Source organism: Frankia gtarii (genome assembly GCF_025403375.1).
In the GTDB taxonomy this organism is placed as follows: domain Bacteria; phylum Actinomycetota; class Actinomycetes; order Frankiales; family Frankiaceae; genus Frankia; species Frankia gtarii.
In genome coordinates, this window is sequence record NZ_JAMPTM010000007.1 from 1 (window position 1) to 16,625 (window position 16,625).

The 16,625-nt window shown below is 73.6% G+C and carries 14 protein-coding genes and 1 pseudogene; 5 read left to right on the plus strand and 10 right to left on the minus strand.

All coding sequences use genetic code 11. From position 1 onward, the window contains the following. Nucleotides 1–744, plus strand: a pseudogene (locus tag NBZ83_RS02380) (hypothetical protein); the annotation flags it as partial. A gap of 280 nt (nucleotides 745–1,024) precedes the next feature. After that, nucleotides 1,025–2,290, plus strand: a complete 1,266-nt coding sequence (locus NBZ83_RS02385; protein WP_261565802.1) for an ornithine cyclodeaminase family domain — start codon at nucleotides 1,025–1,027, stop codon at nucleotides 2,288–2,290. 6 nt (nucleotides 2,291–2,296) lie between these two features. Here the strand turns inward: NBZ83_RS02385 and NBZ83_RS02390 are convergent, their stop codons facing one another. The 5 genes from NBZ83_RS02390 to NBZ83_RS02410 all read right to left on the minus strand — a co-directional run bounded on the left by NBZ83_RS02390 (nucleotide 2,297) and on the right by NBZ83_RS02410 (nucleotide 6,639). Next, nucleotides 2,297–3,220 (minus strand): ROK family glucokinase, encoded by a 924-nt coding sequence (locus tag NBZ83_RS02390; protein ID WP_438803141.1) that lies wholly within the window; start codon nucleotides 3,218–3,220, stop codon nucleotides 2,297–2,299. Nucleotides 3,221–3,411: 191 nt separating this feature from the next. After that, nucleotides 3,412–4,065 (minus strand): hypothetical protein, encoded by a 654-nt coding sequence (locus tag NBZ83_RS02395; protein WP_261565804.1) that lies wholly within the window; start codon nucleotides 4,063–4,065, stop codon nucleotides 3,412–3,414. Further along, the gene (locus NBZ83_RS02400; RefSeq protein ID WP_261565805.1) at nucleotides 4,062–5,276 is read right to left on the minus strand and encodes an ArsA family ATPase; all 1,215 of its coding nucleotides are present in this window, start codon (nucleotides 5,274–5,276) and stop codon (nucleotides 4,062–4,064) included. Before NBZ83_RS02400 ends, NBZ83_RS02395 begins: the two co-directional genes overlap by 4 nt. 6 nt (nucleotides 5,277–5,282) lie before the next feature. Beyond that, the gene (locus tag NBZ83_RS02405) at nucleotides 5,283–5,717 is read right to left on the minus strand and encodes an SRPBCC family protein (protein ID WP_261555615.1); all 435 of its coding nucleotides are present in this window, start codon (nucleotides 5,715–5,717) and stop codon (nucleotides 5,283–5,285) included. A gap of 154 nt (nucleotides 5,718–5,871) precedes the next feature. After that, a complete protein-coding gene (locus NBZ83_RS02410) occupies nucleotides 5,872–6,639 on the minus strand; it encodes a metallophosphoesterase family protein (RefSeq protein ID WP_261565807.1) in 768 nt (255 codons plus the stop codon). A gap of 299 nt (nucleotides 6,640–6,938) precedes the next feature. Here NBZ83_RS02410 and NBZ83_RS02415 point away from each other — a divergent pair, with 299 nt between their 5' ends. Beyond that, nucleotides 6,939–8,744, plus strand: a complete 1,806-nt coding sequence (locus tag NBZ83_RS02415) for an AMP-dependent synthetase/ligase (protein ID WP_261565808.1) — start codon at nucleotides 6,939–6,941, stop codon at nucleotides 8,742–8,744. A 41-nt stretch (nucleotides 8,745–8,785) separates the two neighbouring features. Here NBZ83_RS02415 and NBZ83_RS02420 read toward each other — a convergent pair whose 3' ends face one another. The 3 genes from NBZ83_RS02420 to NBZ83_RS02430 form a co-directional block, all read right to left on the minus strand. Next, on the minus strand, nucleotides 8,786–9,925 hold the full coding sequence (locus tag NBZ83_RS02420) for a glycosyltransferase family 4 protein (RefSeq protein WP_261565810.1): 1,140 nt from the start codon (nucleotides 9,923–9,925) through the stop codon (nucleotides 8,786–8,788). An 82-nt stretch (nucleotides 9,926–10,007) separates the two neighbouring features. Further along, nucleotides 10,008–10,253, minus strand: coding sequence for a hypothetical protein (locus NBZ83_RS02425; protein WP_261565812.1), 246 nt, complete (start codon nucleotides 10,251–10,253; stop codon nucleotides 10,008–10,010). Nucleotides 10,254–10,446: 193 nt separating this feature from the next. Next, entirely contained in the window at nucleotides 10,447–11,757 is a 1,311-nt protein-coding gene (locus NBZ83_RS02430; RefSeq protein ID WP_261565814.1) for an NYN domain-containing protein, read from the minus strand. 362 nt (nucleotides 11,758–12,119) lie between these two features. On the opposite strand from NBZ83_RS02430, the gene NBZ83_RS02435 reads away from it, so the two are divergent. After that, a complete protein-coding gene (locus NBZ83_RS02435) occupies nucleotides 12,120–13,541 on the plus strand; it encodes a DUF4352 domain-containing protein (protein WP_261574244.1) in 1,422 nt (473 codons plus the stop codon). A 67-nt stretch (nucleotides 13,542–13,608) separates the two neighbouring features. Here the strand turns inward: NBZ83_RS02435 and NBZ83_RS02440 are convergent, their stop codons facing one another. Then, nucleotides 13,609–14,004, minus strand: a complete 396-nt coding sequence (locus NBZ83_RS02440; RefSeq protein ID WP_261565817.1) for an HIT family protein — start codon at nucleotides 14,002–14,004, stop codon at nucleotides 13,609–13,611. Between the two features lie 155 nt (nucleotides 14,005–14,159). After that, entirely contained in the window at nucleotides 14,160–14,573 is a 414-nt protein-coding gene (locus tag NBZ83_RS02445; protein ID WP_261565818.1) for a VOC family protein, read from the minus strand. A gap of 202 nt (nucleotides 14,574–14,775) precedes the next feature. Here NBZ83_RS02445 and NBZ83_RS02450 point away from each other — a divergent pair, with 202 nt between their 5' ends. Then, nucleotides 14,776–16,608 carry a DEDD exonuclease domain-containing protein gene (locus NBZ83_RS02450; RefSeq protein WP_261574245.1) on the plus strand — a complete coding sequence of 611 codons (1,833 nt, stop codon included), beginning with the start codon at nucleotides 14,776–14,778 and terminating at the stop codon, nucleotides 16,606–16,608. Nucleotides 16,609–16,625: the final 17 nt, after the last annotated feature.

A 16,625-nucleotide genomic window follows, 5' to 3' on the forward strand; every position in this document is an offset into this window, starting at 1 on the left:
CCGCCGACCCCGCCGACCTCGGCAGCCCCGCCGACCTCGGCAGCTCGATCGGACCCCGCGGCCGCGGCCACGGGGAAGCATGAGGCAGACGGTGTCACCCCTGCCGGGGGTGGCCTGTCCGGCCCGGTCGACGGGGAGCCACCCCGGCCTGGGCCCGGCGGATCCGCCGCGCGGTCCGAGCCCCGGTCTCAGGAGGCCGACGACGCGGCCTTCCTCGACCTCATCGCGCACTTCGACGACGAGCCGGAGGCCCGCCGGTGGCCGGCGGTGGAGGACATCGGCGACACCCGTCGCCCGACGGTGATCATTTTGCGCCCGCCGTTCGAGCCCGGCGACCTCCCCGCGCCGGACGGCCACACCGATCCCGGCCTGAACGAAGCGCCGCCCCCGGGGCTGAATCCACCCGGCATCGGCCACGGGGGCAGCGCCGACCCGGCCGACTTCGTCGTGATCGACCTCGGCGGATCGACGGACGCCCCGGCCGACCCGGCGTACGACCACTACGTGCCGCCGCCCGCGCCGCCCCTGCCCCGGATCCGGCCGGTGACCCGATGGGCGCTGGGCTCGATCGCCCTCGGGGTGGTGTTCCTCGTCGTGCCAACCTTGATCGGCTTCAATCAGTCCCGCACGCAGGACGTCAGCGGCGTGCTGCTGATCCTCGGTGGGGTCGGCACCCTCGTCGCCCGCATGGGTGACCGACCACCCACCGATTTCGACGGCCCCGACGACGGCGCGGTGATCTGACCGCGACGGTTCGACAGGCGTTGGCCGCCGCGATGAACCTGCGGCGGCGAACCGGCGGTGCGGCGCCGGTGCTCGGCCGCGTGCCGAGACGCGCACCGCGCCGACGCCCCCGCGACCCGGCGCACACGGGGAAACGGGTCGCATCCGGGGCACACCGGAAGAAGAGCAGGGCAGATGCGCGGCATCGGCCTGAGGACGACGTCGGCATGGCAGCCGTCGTGGCGGGACCGAGGCGTGGCGGCACCAAGTCGTAGTGGCACCGAAGGGAAAGGCGTTGGGCGTGCGTTATCACGAGAAGGTCGAGGTGCACGGGCACCTCATGGACACCGGTGTGCTGGCCCGGGTGCTCGACGACGTGCTGGACTACGGCGGCGACTACCGGGTGGATCACATCGACCTGGGACGCAGCCACGACGACGAGTCCCACGCGGTGATCACCGTCGGCGCCGAGACGCCGCGCCGGCTCATGCGCATCCTCATGCGGATCCAGGTGCATGGCGTCAACAAGGTCGAGGCGGGAGCGGCGCGCTGCGAGCCCGCGGACCGCGACGGCGCCTTCCCGCCGGACTTCTACTCGACCACCAACCTGGAGACCGTCGTCCATCTCGACGGCCAGTGGGTCCCGGTGGAACATCCCGAGATGGACTGCGGCCTGGTCGTCTCGGGGGGGCGGGTGCGCACCGTACCGGTGACGGACGTCCGGGCCGGCGATGTGATCGTCTGCGGGGTGGACGGCGTGCAGGTCGTCCTGCCGGTCACCGACCACTCCAGTCGGATCTACGCCGAGTACGAGGCACTGGGCGCACCGCTGCCGAGCTCCGCCCAGCCCCAGGCGGTCCTCGTGAAGGCGATCGCCCGCCAGGTCCGTGAGGTCAAGGCCGAGGGCGCCCAGGTGCTGTGGGTGGCCGGGCAGACCGTCGTCAGCACCGGCGCCGCGCCCGCGCTCGTCGCCCTGGTCGAGGCCGGCTACGTCGACGTGCTGTTCACCGGGAACGCGCTGGCGACACTGGACGTGGAGGCCGCGCTTTACGGCTCCCCGCTCGGCCTCGGGCCGCTGCGCAGCGGCCGAGTGCAACGCGGCAGCGAGCAGCACATCCGCGCGATCAACGCGATCCGTCGCGAGGGCTCGATCCGGGGCGCGGTGGAGTCCGGCGTCCTCACCCAGGGGATCATGCACGCGATGGTGAAGGCGAACAAGACCTTCGTGCTCGTCGGCTCGGTGCGCGACGACGGCCCGCTGCCCGACGTCCACACCGACGTCGTCGAGGGGCAGCGGGCGATGCGGGCGGCGCTGCGCGGAGTCGGCTACGCGCTGATGGTCGCCAGCGCACAGCACTCCGTGGCCACCGGCAACATCCTCCCGGCGTCGATCCCGGTCGCCTGCATCGACGTGAACCCGACCACGGTGCACGCCCTCACGGAACGCACCAGCGCGCACGCCGTCGGGGTCGTCGCCGACACGGGCCTGTTCCTGGAGGAGCTCGCCGTCGAGCTGGTACCGGACTTCCGCCCGCCCCGCCCGGGGCCCGGCGGGGCGGGGTTCTGAGCCCGCCTAGATCCGGGCGAGGTCGGCGGCGCCGACCAGACCGGCCTGGGAGCCGAGCTCGGCGATGACCACCTCGGCCCGGGGCCGGTGCTCGCGACCCGGCACCGTCTCGGCGAACCGCTCGCGGGCGGGGCCGAGCAGCAGCTCCCCGGAGTCCGAGACCCCGCCGCCGATGACGAAGCGGTCCGGGTCGAGCACAGCGGTCAGGCTCGCCATGCCCTCCCCGAGCCAATAGCCGATCTCGGTCAGGCAGCGGATGGCCGCCAGGTCGCCCTTGCGGGCCGCCTCGGTGACGTCCGGGCCGGTCAACCGCTCGGCGTCGCCGCCGCACGCGGCCAGCATCGCCGCGGCAGCGGCCGGGTCCGAGGCGGCGATCTGGCGGGCGGCCCGGACCAGCGCCCGGCCGCTGGCGTACTGCTCCCAGCAGCCGCGATTGCCGCAGCCGCACAGGTGGCCGTCGGGCACCATCCGCAGGTGGCCGGTCTCGGCGCCGATACCGAACGCGCCGCGGTAGAGCTCGCCGCCGAGGACGATGCCGCTGCCGATACCGGTGCCCACGGTGAGGCAGACCAGGTCACGCCGGCCGCGGCCGGCACCGAACCGGTACTCGGCCCAGGCCATCGCATTGGCGTCGTTCTCGACGACGACGGGCAGCCCGATGCGGCCACTCACCTCGTCGCGCAGCGGCTCGTCCCGCCAGGCGAGGTTCGGGGCGAACAGGACCCTCGAGCGGTCCGCGTCGATCCAGCCGGCCGCGCCGATGCCGACTGCCTTCACCTCGTAGTCGGCGCGAAGCTCCGCGACCACGGCGGCGATGGTGTCCGCGACCTCGGACGCCGAATGGCCCGGGGTGGGCCGGCGGATCGACGCGAGGACGACGCCGGCGCCGTCGACGACGCCGGCGGCGACCTTCGTTCCACCGACGTCCACGCCGATCGTCAGGCCCGCGGTGCGCCGATCTTTGTCGACTGGCGTCTCGGCGGTGGCGGGCGGCAAGGGGCTCTGTGGGGCGTCCGAACCCGGGAAACGGGTTGAGGAGGAGTCCGGGGTGCCGGGACGATCCGGGTTACCGGGACGATCCGAGCTGCCGGGACGATCCGAGCTGCCGGAAACAATGGTGCTCACGTGACATCGATCCTCTGGACGCGGGGTCTGGGCGCTGTGGCGGAACGGGTGCCTGCGGCGGCCCCCGGCCGCGGGCCCTGATGGGTGGTGCGCCCCGCGCCCGGGGACGCGGGGTCGGGAGGAGTGCCGGTCTCGTTGCGGGCGTGGGTCTCGTTGCCGGAGTAGGCGTCGAGAGCCAGGCGGAAGGCCGCCGCCAGCGACTCCGCCGCGGTCAGCAGATGGCGGACCACCTCAGGCCGATCTCCGGCGAACATCGCCAGCAGCCGGCACAGCGGGCACGATGTGCACGGCCGTCCGTGGCCGGTGCAGTCCGGCCCACCGTCCGTATCAGCCGCGCCCGCGGGGGCGTCGGCATCGGCCGACGCGTACGCGCCGGCCCCCGCACCGCCGGCGGCGACACCGCCGGCGGCGTCGGCAACGGTTTCCCAGAGACGGCCACCCGATCCGGTGCCGGCCAGGCCGCGCAGGGCGTCGGCGAGCAGGGCCGCCTCGACCGCAAGCGGCCCGGGCGGGGGTGGACGGTCCGTCGTTCGCCTGCCGGAATCGCCGTTCGGACCAGCACCGCCGTTCGGACCGGAATCGCCGTTCGGACCGGAATCGCCGTTCGGACCGGAATCGCCGCGGGGCGGGTCGGTCGAGGCGGAGGTCATGCCCGCACCCACTGGTCCGGATCGGGCACGAAGGAGACCACCAGCCGATCGCCGCGCAACCGGGCGGTACTGACGTCGCAGCGGCGCAGCGCCGCGGGCAGCGGGACCGCGCGACGGAACGCCCCGACGGTGACGATCAGATCGTCACCCAGCCGGGCCAGGTCGATCTGGGAGCTGTCGACGAACGGAAGACCGAATGACAGCGCGTACCCGTCCTCGGTGCGTTCGACCCGCGGCGCCTCGCCGGCCCTGGTAGGCGCGGCGCCGAGGACGCCCGCCGGGTCGAGCTCGCCGTAGGTCGCCGCGCCGAAGGCCGCGAGCTCCTCCAGGCCGACCGGCTCACCCGGACGGTAGCCCACCGGGAGGATCGGGGTCGGCGCGAACGCCCCGGTGATCTCGGCGAGCGCCTCTCGGTGGGCGGCGGCCCAGCCGGCTCGCCAGGCGTCCGCCCCGGCCGGGGAGAAGATCCGGTTGACGACCACACCGTCGAGGGTGAACCCGTGCAGCGACAGCGCGGTGAGGCTGCTGCGCGCTGCGGCCAGTGCCCCGCTCTCCGGGGTGAGCACGAGCCGGATGCTGGTGGCCGCGTGGTCGGTGAGGATCGCCCGCAGGTCCACGGCGGCGCGGTGCACCCGGGAGACGGTGTCGTAGGCGGGCGCGGCGAGGTTCCCCCAGCGTCCGCCGAACGCGCCCGCCCACCCGAAGCCGGGCCGCAGCCAGCGGGCAAAGGCGCCGTCGGGCGGCAGCAGTCGCCGGCAGTACCACGACAGCGTCTCCGGGAAGGCGAGCAGCCGCAGCAGTCCGGCGACCGGGCCCCCGTCGACGATGACGACGTCATGGTCGGCGCTGGCCAGGCCGTCGCGCAGTTCGAGCAAGGTCAGCGTCTCGATGGCACCGGGCAGGAAGGCCAGCTCCTCGAGCTCGACCGGGTCGACGTCGAAGGACGGCCAGGTGCCGGCCAGCACCTCGCGCACGGCCGGCCAGCGCGTGCGGACGGCGCGGCGCAGGTCAACCTGCTGGCCGGTGAGCCCTGGTTCGAGCGGGGTCGGATCGGCGCCGATGGGATGGTCAAGCGCGCCGGCGAGCCCGGCCGCGGGGTCGACGGACAGGACCAGGGTGCGATGACCCCGTTGCGCGGCAAGGATCGCGGTCGCCGCCGCCACCGTCGTGGTGCCGGCGCCGCCCTTCCCGGTGAAGAGCACACACCGCACGTGCGCTCAGCTCTCGACGTGCTTCTTGAGGTCCTTGAGAGCGGCATCCACGATGCCGCTCTGTACCTTGCGCCGGAGCAGTCCCGGAATTTTGATCTTGGTCTCCGCGGTGAGGTCGTAGGTGACCTCGGTGGTGCCGTCGCCGCGGTCGCGCAGGGTGTAGCTGCCGTCCTGCGACGACATCGCCTGCCCCTCGACCATCGACCAGGTGACCTGGACGTCGTCGGACCAGACGTACTCGTTGACGAACTCGTCCTTGACCACGACGGCGTTGATCCGGAAGCGGGCGCGCCGGGGCCGGCCGTCCGGGCCGACGTCGAGCACCTCGGCCTCCTCGATCTGACCGACCCAGGTCGGGTAGGCGGGGATGTCTGCGATCGCCCCCATCACCGCGGCGGGCCTGGCGTTGATGACGATGGTCGATCGGGCGTGGTCCGCCATGGGAGAGCAGCACCTCCACATTCGTCAAGCACGTCTGAAGGAGCACGGCGTCGCCGGCCCACCGGCAACCCGGATCTCTCCGGGATCCCGGATCATTCCCCGACCGATCGCCTGAGGCTACCGGACCCTGGGCCAAATCTCGCCCAGCGGCCAGCTACCACTCGAGGACGAACGGGGTGCCTCGGGCGTTGAAATGACCGACGTTCACGCAACGCGTTCCGTCGATCTCCAGACTGGTGGCGAGAGGTTGGTGAACATGCCCGAAGAGCACGTAGCGGGGCCGAGTGGCGTGAATGGCCTCAAGGATCGCGACGCTGCCCCGCTCGAAGCGCCGGGCCTTGACGTCATAGACCAGCTCCGGCAGGTGCGGCGGAATGTGGCAGCACAGAACGTCGACCTCGCCGACGGCGGCCACCTTCGCGGCGAAGACGTCGTCGTCGATCTCGTACGGCGTGTGCATCGGGGTCCGCAACCCGCCGCCGACGAAGCCGAATCGCCAGCCGCCGATCATTGTGGTCTGCCCGTCCAGCAGGGTGATGCCGTCGCGCAGGTAGTCGGGGTAGAGGTGGGGCAGGTCGACGTTGCCGAACGTCAGATAGGTCGGGGTGGGGAAGGCCGCGAACAGCCGCTCGTACTGGCGGCGGATGGCGGTCTCGACGATCTGGGCCCGGTCGCCGCCGAAGCGCGCCCACAGCGAGCGCGACCACTCCCGCGCCTCGTCGAAGCGCTGCGCCGTGCGCAGCTCCACCATCCGGCCGACGGCCTCGGCGCCGAACAGATCACCCATGATCCCCCGACTGTGATCATGGTAGTCGATGAACAGGATGAGGTCACCGAGGCAGATGAAGACGTCGGCGCCCTCGGCGGCGGCCGGCAGGGCGTCCGCGCGGCCGTGCACGTCGCTCACCACGTGGACCCGCATACCAGGAAGCTTAGGCCGCGAAGAGGGACAACCGGCCCGGTCCCGACGGGTCGGTCGGCCGGCACCGCAGTGCCATCCGACACCCACGCGCGCAGGGCGGGCCCGCCCCGTCGCGAGCAGCCACCATCCGTACGCGGACGGGCCGCGCCCCCCCGTCGCTGCAGGCACGGTCGCCAGCATCCGGTCCGCCCGCTAACGTCTGGTGCCCTGGGCGGACATCCACCGTTCGGCGGCGTCGTCATCCGACGGACGCCCGAGGGCATCCGTAGGACGCACGAGAGCACCTGGTAGGAGTCGCAGTGCGGGAGTACACCTCTGCACCCCTGGTCACCATCGCCGACAATGCGACGCTGACGGACGCCCTGTTCCGACATGCCGCCGCCCGACCGAACAAAATACTGATTCGTCACAAGGCGGCCGAAGAGTTTGTCGGGATGACGACCGGCGAGTTCCACGATCACGTGGTGGCCACCGCCCGGGGACTGGTCGCCCACGGGGTGGAAACCGGTGCCCGGGTGGGGATCCTCAGCCGCACGCGGTTCGAGTGGACCGTGGTCGACTACGCCGCCTGGGCCGCCGGCGCCGTCTCCGTGCCCATCTATGAGACATCCAGCCCGAGCCAGATCGAATGGATCCTCCGGGATGCGGGGATCGAGCTGCTCGTCGTCGAGAACGCCGAGCTCGCCGAGCGGGTCGAGCAGATCCGCGGCGAGACTCCCACCCTGCGTGACGTGCTCATCCTCGACGACGGCGCGCTGGCCACCCTCGCCGCCGACGGCGCGGGCGTCAGCGAGGAGCGTCTCGCCGCGGCGCGGGCGTCCCTCGATGCCGACAGTCTCGCGACGATCATTTACACCTCCGGCACCACCGCGCAGCCGAAGGGCTGCGAGATCACCCACCGGGCGTTGCTGTTCACCGCGGAGGCGTCCATCGCCATGCTGCCGGAGGTGTTCAACCCGGACTCCGCCACCCTGCTGTTCCTGCCGCTGGCCCACGTGTTCGCCCGGATGCTGCAGGTGGGCGTGGTTCAGGGGGCCTACGAGCTCGCCTACACACCGGACTCGCGCACCCTGCTGCCGGACCTGGCCAAGGTGCGGCCCAGCTTCCTGCTCGCCGTTCCTCGGGTCTTCGAGAAGGTGCACGCCGGCGCGCGACTCAAGGCGCACGGCGAGGGCAAGGGCCGCATCTTCGACGCCGCCGAGAACACCGCCGTGGCCTACAGCGAGGCCCTCGACCGCGGCGGCCCCGGGCCGCTGCTGCGGCTGCGGCACCGACTGTTCGCCGTGCTGGTGTATGGCAAGCTGCACGCGGCGCTGGGCGGGCGGGCCCGGATCGCGATCAGCGGCGGAGCACCGCTGGGCCCGCGGCTCGGTCACTTCTTCCGCGGCATCGGCTTCACCGTCGTGGAGGGCTACGGCCTGACGGAGACCTCGGCGCCGGCGACGGCGAACCGCCCGCACTCGGTGCGGATGGGCACCGTTGGGCAACCCCTGCCGGGGGTGACGGTCCGCGTCGCCGACGACGGGGAGATCCTCATCCGGGGCGACCTGCTGTTCCGCGCCTACCGCCACAACGAGACCGCGACGAAGGAAGCACTCGACACCGAAGGCTTCCTGCACACCGGCGACCTCGGGTCACTCGACGACGACGGGTTCCTGCGGATCACCGGCCGGAAGAAGGAACTGCTGGTCACCGCCGGAGGTAAGAACGTCGCCCCGGCTCCGCTGGAGCACGTCATCCAGTCCCACCCGCTGATCAGTCAGGCGATGCTCGTCGGCGACCAGCGCCCGTTCATCGCGGCGCTGGTCACCATCGACCAGGAGGCCTTCGAGCACTGGCGCGACGGTGCCGGCAAGCCCGCCGGGGCGAGTGTCGCGGACCTCGTCGACGATGCCGACCTGCGTGCCGCGGTGCAGCAGGCGGTCAACTCGGCGAACGCGACGGTGTCGCACGCCGAGAGCGTCAAGAAGTTCGTGATCCTGCCCCGGGACTTCACCGTCGAGACCGGGGAGCTGACCCCGAGTCTGAAGGTCCGGCGCTCGCTCGTGATGGACCGCTTCGGCAGTGCCGTCGAGGGCCTCTACGCCGACGCCCGCCGCTCCTGAGGCACCGGGCCGCCGAGATCGGGCCGGGTCTCAGCCAGCTCTCAGCCGGGTTGGCCGGGTTGGCCGGCGAGCAGCGAGCGTAGCTCGGCGCCGAGCACGTCCCAGCGCCAGCGCAGCTCGACCCAGGCCCGCCCGGCGGCGCCCATCGACGCGGCCCGGTCCGGATCGGCGAGCAGGTCCCCGACGGCCCGCTCCACCGCGCCGAGATCGGTGCCGTCGACGACGAGGCCGGTGCGCTGGTCGAGCACCGCGTCAGGGGCACCACCGCTGTTCCCGGCCACCACCGGCAGGCCGCTCGCCGACGCCTCCAGGTAGACGATCCCGAGACCCTCCACCTCCAGCCCGCCGAGCCGGGACCGGCACGGCATGGCAAACACGTCGCCGGCCGCATAGTGCGCGGGCAGCTCCTCCCAGGGCACCGAACCGGCGAACGTGACGTGCTCGGCCACGCCGCTGTCCCGGGCGAGCCGTTCGAGGTCCGCGCGATGCGGTCCGCCGCCGACGATGAACAGCGCCGCACCCGGCACCCGGCACCGCAACGCCGGCAGGGCACGCACCAGCATGTCCTGCCCCTTGCGCGCGACGAGGCGGCTCACGCACACCACCACCCGCCGCCCGGTCAGGCCGTACCGGCGGCGGGTCTCCTCCCGCCCGGCGCCGGGGCGGAACAGCGCCGCGTCGACGCCGCTGGGCAGGCGGGCAAGCATCGGATGAGCTCCGAGCACGGGCCCGATCCTGGCCCGGGTGTAGTCGGTCAGATAGGTGACGACGTCCGCGGTCGCGCCGATGCGACGCAGTAGCTGGCGGGCGGCGGGCAACGCCGCCCAGCCGACCTCATGCCCGTGGGTACTCGCCACGACGCGGCCCACCGCCGTGTCCTGGCGTAGCTTCGAGCCCAGTAGCGCGAGCGGGGCGGCGGCACCGAACCACACCGTGTCGCAGCCCTCCGCCCGGGCGATCTGACGAGCCCGGCGCAGCACGTCCGGGGTCGGCAGCATGAGCGAGGACCGGTGGCGCACGACCGGGAAGTTCTGCGCGGCGTCAAAGGCCGCGGCGCCCTCCCACGACGGGGCGTACACGACGATCTCGCCGGCCGGCAGCCGCGCCGCGAAGTTGTGCACGTAGGCCTGGATGCCTCCCGGGCGGGGCGGGAAGTCGTTGGTGACGGCCAGTACACGCATTCGCCCATGTTCTCCCACACCGATCGGCAGCCACCGCCCGGCTCCGGCCCCACGCCCACTCGCGCCTCGACACGGCGGCCGCTCAGCCGGCGCGGCGCGGCGGCCGGGCCGCCCCGCGCTCGGCGGCACCGCGAGGCACGCGCTGCAGCACCGAGCCGGCCAGCTCCGCCAGCGGCGGCAGCAGCCCAGCGGCGCTCAGCACAGCGAGCGCGCGGCGCTCCTGCGGGTCCCACTCGATGCCCCCGCCCTCCTCCACGAACATGACGGTGACCACGCAGTCGGCGCACCGGGCGCCGCGGCCGACGCAGGAGTCGCAGTCGATCAGCATCGCACCCACCTTCCCAAGGACCGGCCGGTGACGGCCGGCGGCGGCACAATCCGCGCACCGATGTCCCGACGCGATCGACGGTAGAACCCGGGTCCGACAACTTTCGACAGCCGGTTGGACAGCGTGCGGCGCAACGCCTGGGACGGCTCGACGACGGTCCGGCTCGCGCTCGGGTGGTCTGGACGCCTGAACGCTAGCGGCCGAGCCGCGCCAGCAGCGCCGCCGACGGCACTGCCCGGGCCCCGGCCGCGGCGCTGTTCTCCGCCACCTCCCGGTCGGAGGTGACGACGAAGACCGGGCGGCCCTGCGGCTCCATCCGCACCAGCCGGATGATCTCCTCGTCGGCGAGCTGCCCGGGGCGGCTGAACAGCACCCGAACCCCACGGGGCGTCGCAACGCCGATCGGGCGGGCGACGACCGCGGTCGCGTCGAAGACCACCGTGACCTCGCTGTCCGGGTTGCGCCCGGCGAGCGCGCCGAGCCCCGACAGCAACCGTTCCCGCTGTGCCTGCAGGGTGAGCCGGCCGTAGCCGCGCTTGGTCACGTTGTACCCGTCGATGATCAGATGTACGCCGGGCACGCCGAGCACCTCGTCGATGAGGGTGGGGTCGTCGTCGGGCCGACCACGCGCCCCGACGAACGCCTGCGGCGCGCTGCTCGGCCCGTCGCCGCCGCGGGCGAGCAGGTCCGCCGGCCGGGCGACCATCGTCGGCAGGTCGAGCTCGCGACGCACCCCGTGGGCCGAGGCGATAAGCGTGTCGAGCAGGACACGCATGCGGGCGTCGTCCACGCTGCGGGAGTCGCGGGAGTCCCTGCGGGCGGCGGCCAGGGCGCTCTCCAGCTCGGCGACCCGGCCGCGCAGTCGGCGCACCTCGGACTCGGCGTCACGGCCGGCGACGAGCGCCGCGTCGCGGGCCGTCTCGGCCGTGGCCACCGACTCCCGGGCGGCCTCCTCGGCACGGCGGATCCGATCCGACGACGCCCGCAGCCGCCGCCGGGCCTCCTCCGCCTCGACACGGGCCGCCGCGAGGCCCTCGCGCAGCTGCCCGAGCTCGCCGGCGGCGCTGCGCTGGTTCGCCTCAAGCTGGTCGGTGAGCCGGCGGATCGTCCGTTCGGCCTCGTCGGCCCGGCCGCGGACCTCCGCCTCGGCGGCCGCGACCGCGGCCAGCTCGACCAGTTCGGGCCAGTGCGGGACGCGCAGCAGGTAGGCCACCGCGGCGACCTTCTCCGGCGGGGCGGCCGGCGGCGGCCCACTGGCGGAATCGGCGGCTTCGGCCAGTTCCGGCTGGTGCCGACGGATCCACTCGGCGACTCGGCCGCGGAACACCTCGCTGTCAACGGCGGCGGCCAGCGGGATCGCGCCCGCCTTCGCCCGCCGGGACGCCTTGAACCGGCGTACCGCGACAAGCGAGGGCGGAACGTCGGACTCCGGCAGGTCGGCGAGCGTCTGCGCGGCGAGCTCGATGACGTACTCCCGCACGGGCGCGGGCAGCGGCCCCGTCACAGCCCGCTCCCGCGTGGGGCGACCGCCGCGGACACGGTCCGGACAGACCGCGCGCGGAAATGTCCCTCAGCGTCCGGATGACGCGAGAAATCGGACGGGCCGCGTCTGCGACGGCTCGTCCGACCGGCCAGACAGCTAGGCACGTGGGACTCCGGAGCCGACGGGAAGAACGATGAAGGTACAGCCTATCGAGAGAGCTCAGAGGGCTCACGCGGACCACCGCTGTGGGATCACCGACCGGTGAGCCCAGCCAAGGCGGGCATTGTCTCATGCGATAGCCGGCTTATGTAGCCTCGCGTGGTGCGTTCCCCCACGCTCGATTTATTCCAAACGCGGCCCGGGCTGCGTCGGAGAGGACCATCGTGACCGACCAGAACCCTCCTCACCAGCCCCCCGGCGGTGACGGGAGCCAGGAGACGTGGAAGCAGCCGAGTAATCCCTGGCACCAGCCCGCAGAGACGCCGAGCGAGGGCGCCGAGTCCGGCCCGGCCGGCTCGACTCCCCCGCCGGCCCCGGTCTGGGGCACCGGGCCGAACCAGTCCGACGAGCAGACCCGACTCGCCTGGTCCACCGGCACCACCCCGGCGCAGGGCGGAATTTCCGCGAGCGGACCACAGGGCACCGGGCCCGCCGGCGCCGGGCAGCAGTGGGGAACGGACCCGCGCCCCGGCGCGGAGCAGTCCTGGCCGCCTCCGCAGCAGTCCGGCGGCGGTCCCGCCGGCTGGGGGCAGCCCGGCGCGGGACAGCCCGGCGCGGAACACCAAGGCTGGGGGCAGCCCGGGGTGGGACACCAAGGCTGTGGGCAGCCCGGGGCGGGACAACCTGGCAGCGACCAGCAGGGCTGGGGGCAGCCCGGGGCCGGCCAGCCGACCCTCGACCACCAGCAGGGCTGGGGGCAGCCTGGGGCGGGACAGCCGGGCGGCAACCAGCAGGGCTGGGGGCAGCCGGGTGGCTGGCCTCAGGGCGGCTATCCCCCCGGTGGCGCCGGCGCGTACCAGGGTGGCGCGGCCTACCAGGGCTCGGGCGGCTACCCCGGCGCGCAGGGTCCCTACCAGCAGAACCCGCCCGGCGGCTGGCAGCAGGCCGGCTGGCAGCAGGGTGGCGGCTGGCAGCAGGGTGCCCCCCCGCCGCCGCAGCGGCGCCGCAACCCGCTGTTCGTGGTCGTGCCGCTGGCGGTCGTCGCCGCGATCGTCCTTGGAGTGGTGATCGCCCTTGCGGTCGGGGGTGACGACTCGGACGACATCACCGCGCCCGTACCGGCACCGTCGTTGAACGCACCTGCACGTCCGGAACCGACGGCGGCCGCGCCGAGCGCCACCGCGACGGGTCCGATCGGTGTCTCGAACTGCGTCGCGGTCACCCCGCAGGGTGCACCGGGGGCCGGCGTGGCGGGCATCGGCGGCTCGGGGACCGTTGACGGCGAGGCGAACTCCTCCGTCAGTGACTTCGAGGCCCGGGTGACCCTGAACAGCGTCTGCTCGACCACCGGAAAGGTGACCGAATACGGCGACCCGCCGAACCAGGGTTCCTACTACGTGCTGAACGTGACGGTCGAGGTGACCCACGGGGACACCTCCGCCTCCCCGTCGGACTTCTACGTCCAGACGTCGGACGGGACGCGGTACGACGGCAGCTACGACAACGTGGAGCCGCGGCTGTCCGCGTCGACGGTGAAGGCCGGACAGAAGGTCCGCGGCAACGTCGTGATCGACGCGCCGCCCGGGCACGGCCTGCTGAACTGGGAGCCGCTGTTCGCGGTCAGCCCGGCCAAGTTCCAGCTCTGAGCCCGCTGCGGGCGCACCGGGTGGGATGACCCGGGATGGCCCCCGTTGAACCCGCCTGATCTCGGCGTCAGCCGACGGCGGCGCGGATCCGTTCCGCGACGGCGTCGAGTTCGGCCGAGTCCGGGTTGTGGTCGACGAGCGCGAAGTCGATCTGCGACTCGTTCTCGATGGGCAGGAGGTGCACGTGCACGTGTGGCACCTCCAGCCCGGCGACGAGCGCCGCCACCCGCCGGGGCCGGAAGGCGGCGTCGATGGCCCGACCGACCCTCGCGGCGGCGGTCCACAGCGCCGTCTGGACGCTGTCGGGCAGGTCGATCCAGTGGTCGATCTCGGCACGCGGGACCACCAGCGTGTGGCCCGGCCGGATCGGCGCGATCGTCAGGAACGCCACCGTGTACTCATCGGAGTACACGATGCGCCCGGGAAGCTCGCCGTTGATGATCCGGGTGAAGACGCTCGGCATGGCTCACGACCCTACCGACCATGTCCCGCCGCGGGCCGACCGGCAGGCGCGGCCCGGCGGACGCGCCGGCACCCGCCGACGACGACGCCGACCTGCCGGCCAACGCCCGACTTGCCGGCCAGCGCCCGACCTGCCGTCCGACATCTGCGCGGTCATCAGACGTAGGGCCGGGCGAAGCCGGCCGGACCGGCCGTCATCACCCGGAACTCGTTGCCCTCCGGATCGGACAGAACGTACCCGCGCTCCCCGTCGTCGTCGTACCGGCCGACCCGGCGAGCGCCGAGGGTGGACAACCAGCCGATGACCCGCTCGGCGTCGACCGCGTAGAGGTCCAGGTGCAGCCGGCTGGGACCCCCGCCACGGCGGGCCCCCGGCCGCAGCAACAGCTTCGGCCCCGCACCAGCGGGGTGGCGCAGCAATGCCGCGTCGTCGTCACGCCGGTCCACCTCGTAACCCAGCGCGGTGGACCAGAAGCGGACCATCACCTCCACGTTCGCGCAGTCCACTGCGACTCGCCCCACCCGGATGCCGTTCGTTTCAAACCACGCCACCTGCGCATGATTTCGCATTCGAGGCCGGTTGGCCCGCCGAGTTGCCGCCGCGTGTCTGCGGCGTGGCGCCGCCCGAGGCGCAAGACAGCCCCACACCGGCCGCGATGACGCCCGCATGCAGGCCCATCTTCATCCGCCACGGGCGCCCCGCGGCCCCTGCCTCCGAGTTCGAGGGGCGACCCGCGGCGAAACTGTCGGCGGCAGGGCTTACCGTGACGCCGTGCGTCCAGACCCTGCAGACCGCCCCACCACCGCCGACGCCGGCCTCCTCGCCGAGGGCGTCCCCGGGCACCGCCAGACCAGCCTGGACGAACTCGGCCGGCCGCTGTCCGACCTGACGTTCGTCGTGGTCGACCTCGAGACGACGGGGACCTCGGCGGCGACCGCCGAGATCACCGAGATCGGCGCGGTGCGGGTGCGCGGCGGCGAGGTGCTCGCGGAGATGTCCACCCTGGTCCGGCCGAGCGTGGGCATCCCGCCGATGGTGTCGGTGATCACCGGGATCACTGACGCGATGGTGGCCACGGCCCCCGCGGAGGCCGAGGTGGTGCCGACGTTTCTGGAGTTCGCCCGCGGTGCCGTGCTGGTCGCCCACAACGCTCCGTTCGACCTCGGCTTCCTGCGTGCGGCGGTGCAGCGATGCGGCTACCCGCCGCCGGCCTGGGAGCACCTCGACACCCTGCGCATGGCGCGGCGGCTGATCAGCCGCGACGAGGCCCCCGACTGCCGGCTCGCCTCGCTGGCCCGGCTGTTCCGCAGCTCGACCGAGCCCTGCCACCGCGCGCTGGCCGACGCCCGGGCCACGGTGGATGTGCTGCACGGGCTGTTCGAGCGGCTCGGCAACGCCGGGGTGCGCACGCTGGAGGAGCTGCACGAGTACAGCGCCCGGGTCTCGCCGGCCCAGCGCCGCAAGCGCCACCTCGCCGACGGGCTGCCGACCGGGCCGGGGGTCTACATCTTCCGCGACGCCGACGGGCGGGCCCTCTACGTCGGTACCTCTCGCTCGGTCCGGTCCCGGGTGCGCAACTACTTCACGGCGAGCGAGCCCCGCACCCGGATGGCCGAGATGGTGGCCTTGGCCGAGCGGGTGGACGCCATCGGCTGCGCACACGCCCTGGAAGCCGAGGTTCGGGAACTACGGCTGATCGCGGAGCACAAGCCACCGTACAACCGCCGCTCCCGCTTCCCGGAACGCACCGTCTACCTCAAGCTCACCGACGAGCCGTTCCCCCGGTTGTCCCAGGTCCGCGCCACCCGGGACGGGGCGACCTACCTCGGTCCGTTCGCCAGCACCCGCGGCGCGGCCGACGCGGCCGACGCGCTGCTCGCCGCCGTGCCGCTGCGCCAGTGCACCGGTCGGCTTTCGCCGCGCGTCCACCGTCCCGCCTGCGCCCTGGCGGATCTCGGCAGGTGCGGTGCGCCCTGCGACGGCCGGGAGGATGTCGCCGCCTACGCCCGCCACGTCGCCGCCGCCCGGGCTGCGATCACGGGCGATCCAGGGCCGGTCATCGCCGCGTCGGCCCTGCGCATCGACCGTCTGGCCGGCGAGCAGCGCTACGAGGAGGCCGCCGTCCACCGCGACCGGATGGTGGCGTTCGTCCGCGCCGCCGCCCGCGGTCAGCGACTCGCCGCGCTGACCCGCATCGCGCAGCTCGTCGCGGCAGCGCCGACCGCGCAGGCCGGCTGGGACCTGGCCGTGGTTCGCCACGGCCGGCTGGTGTCCGCGATCAGCGTGGCCCCGGGAGTCGACCCGCGCCCCTGGGTCGACGCCGCGGTCGCGAGCGCTGAGACGGTGCAACCGCAGCCGGGTCCCGCGCCGTGCGCCTCCGTCGAGGAGACCGAGCGGATCGCCCGCTGGCTGGCCGGGTCCGGGGTGCGGCTCGTGCACCTCGACGGCGAGTGGAGCTGGCCGGCGGCGGGCGCCACCCGCGCCGCGCTGCGCTACGCCGACGTCCATCGCTCCCCCGACCTGCCGGAGCCGGCGGCAACGGCCGCGGGGCCGGCCCGCCGGCAAGGCGGACCGGCCCCGCGGCCGGTGTCAGCTCAGCGCTGACGGATCAGTGGCGGTTG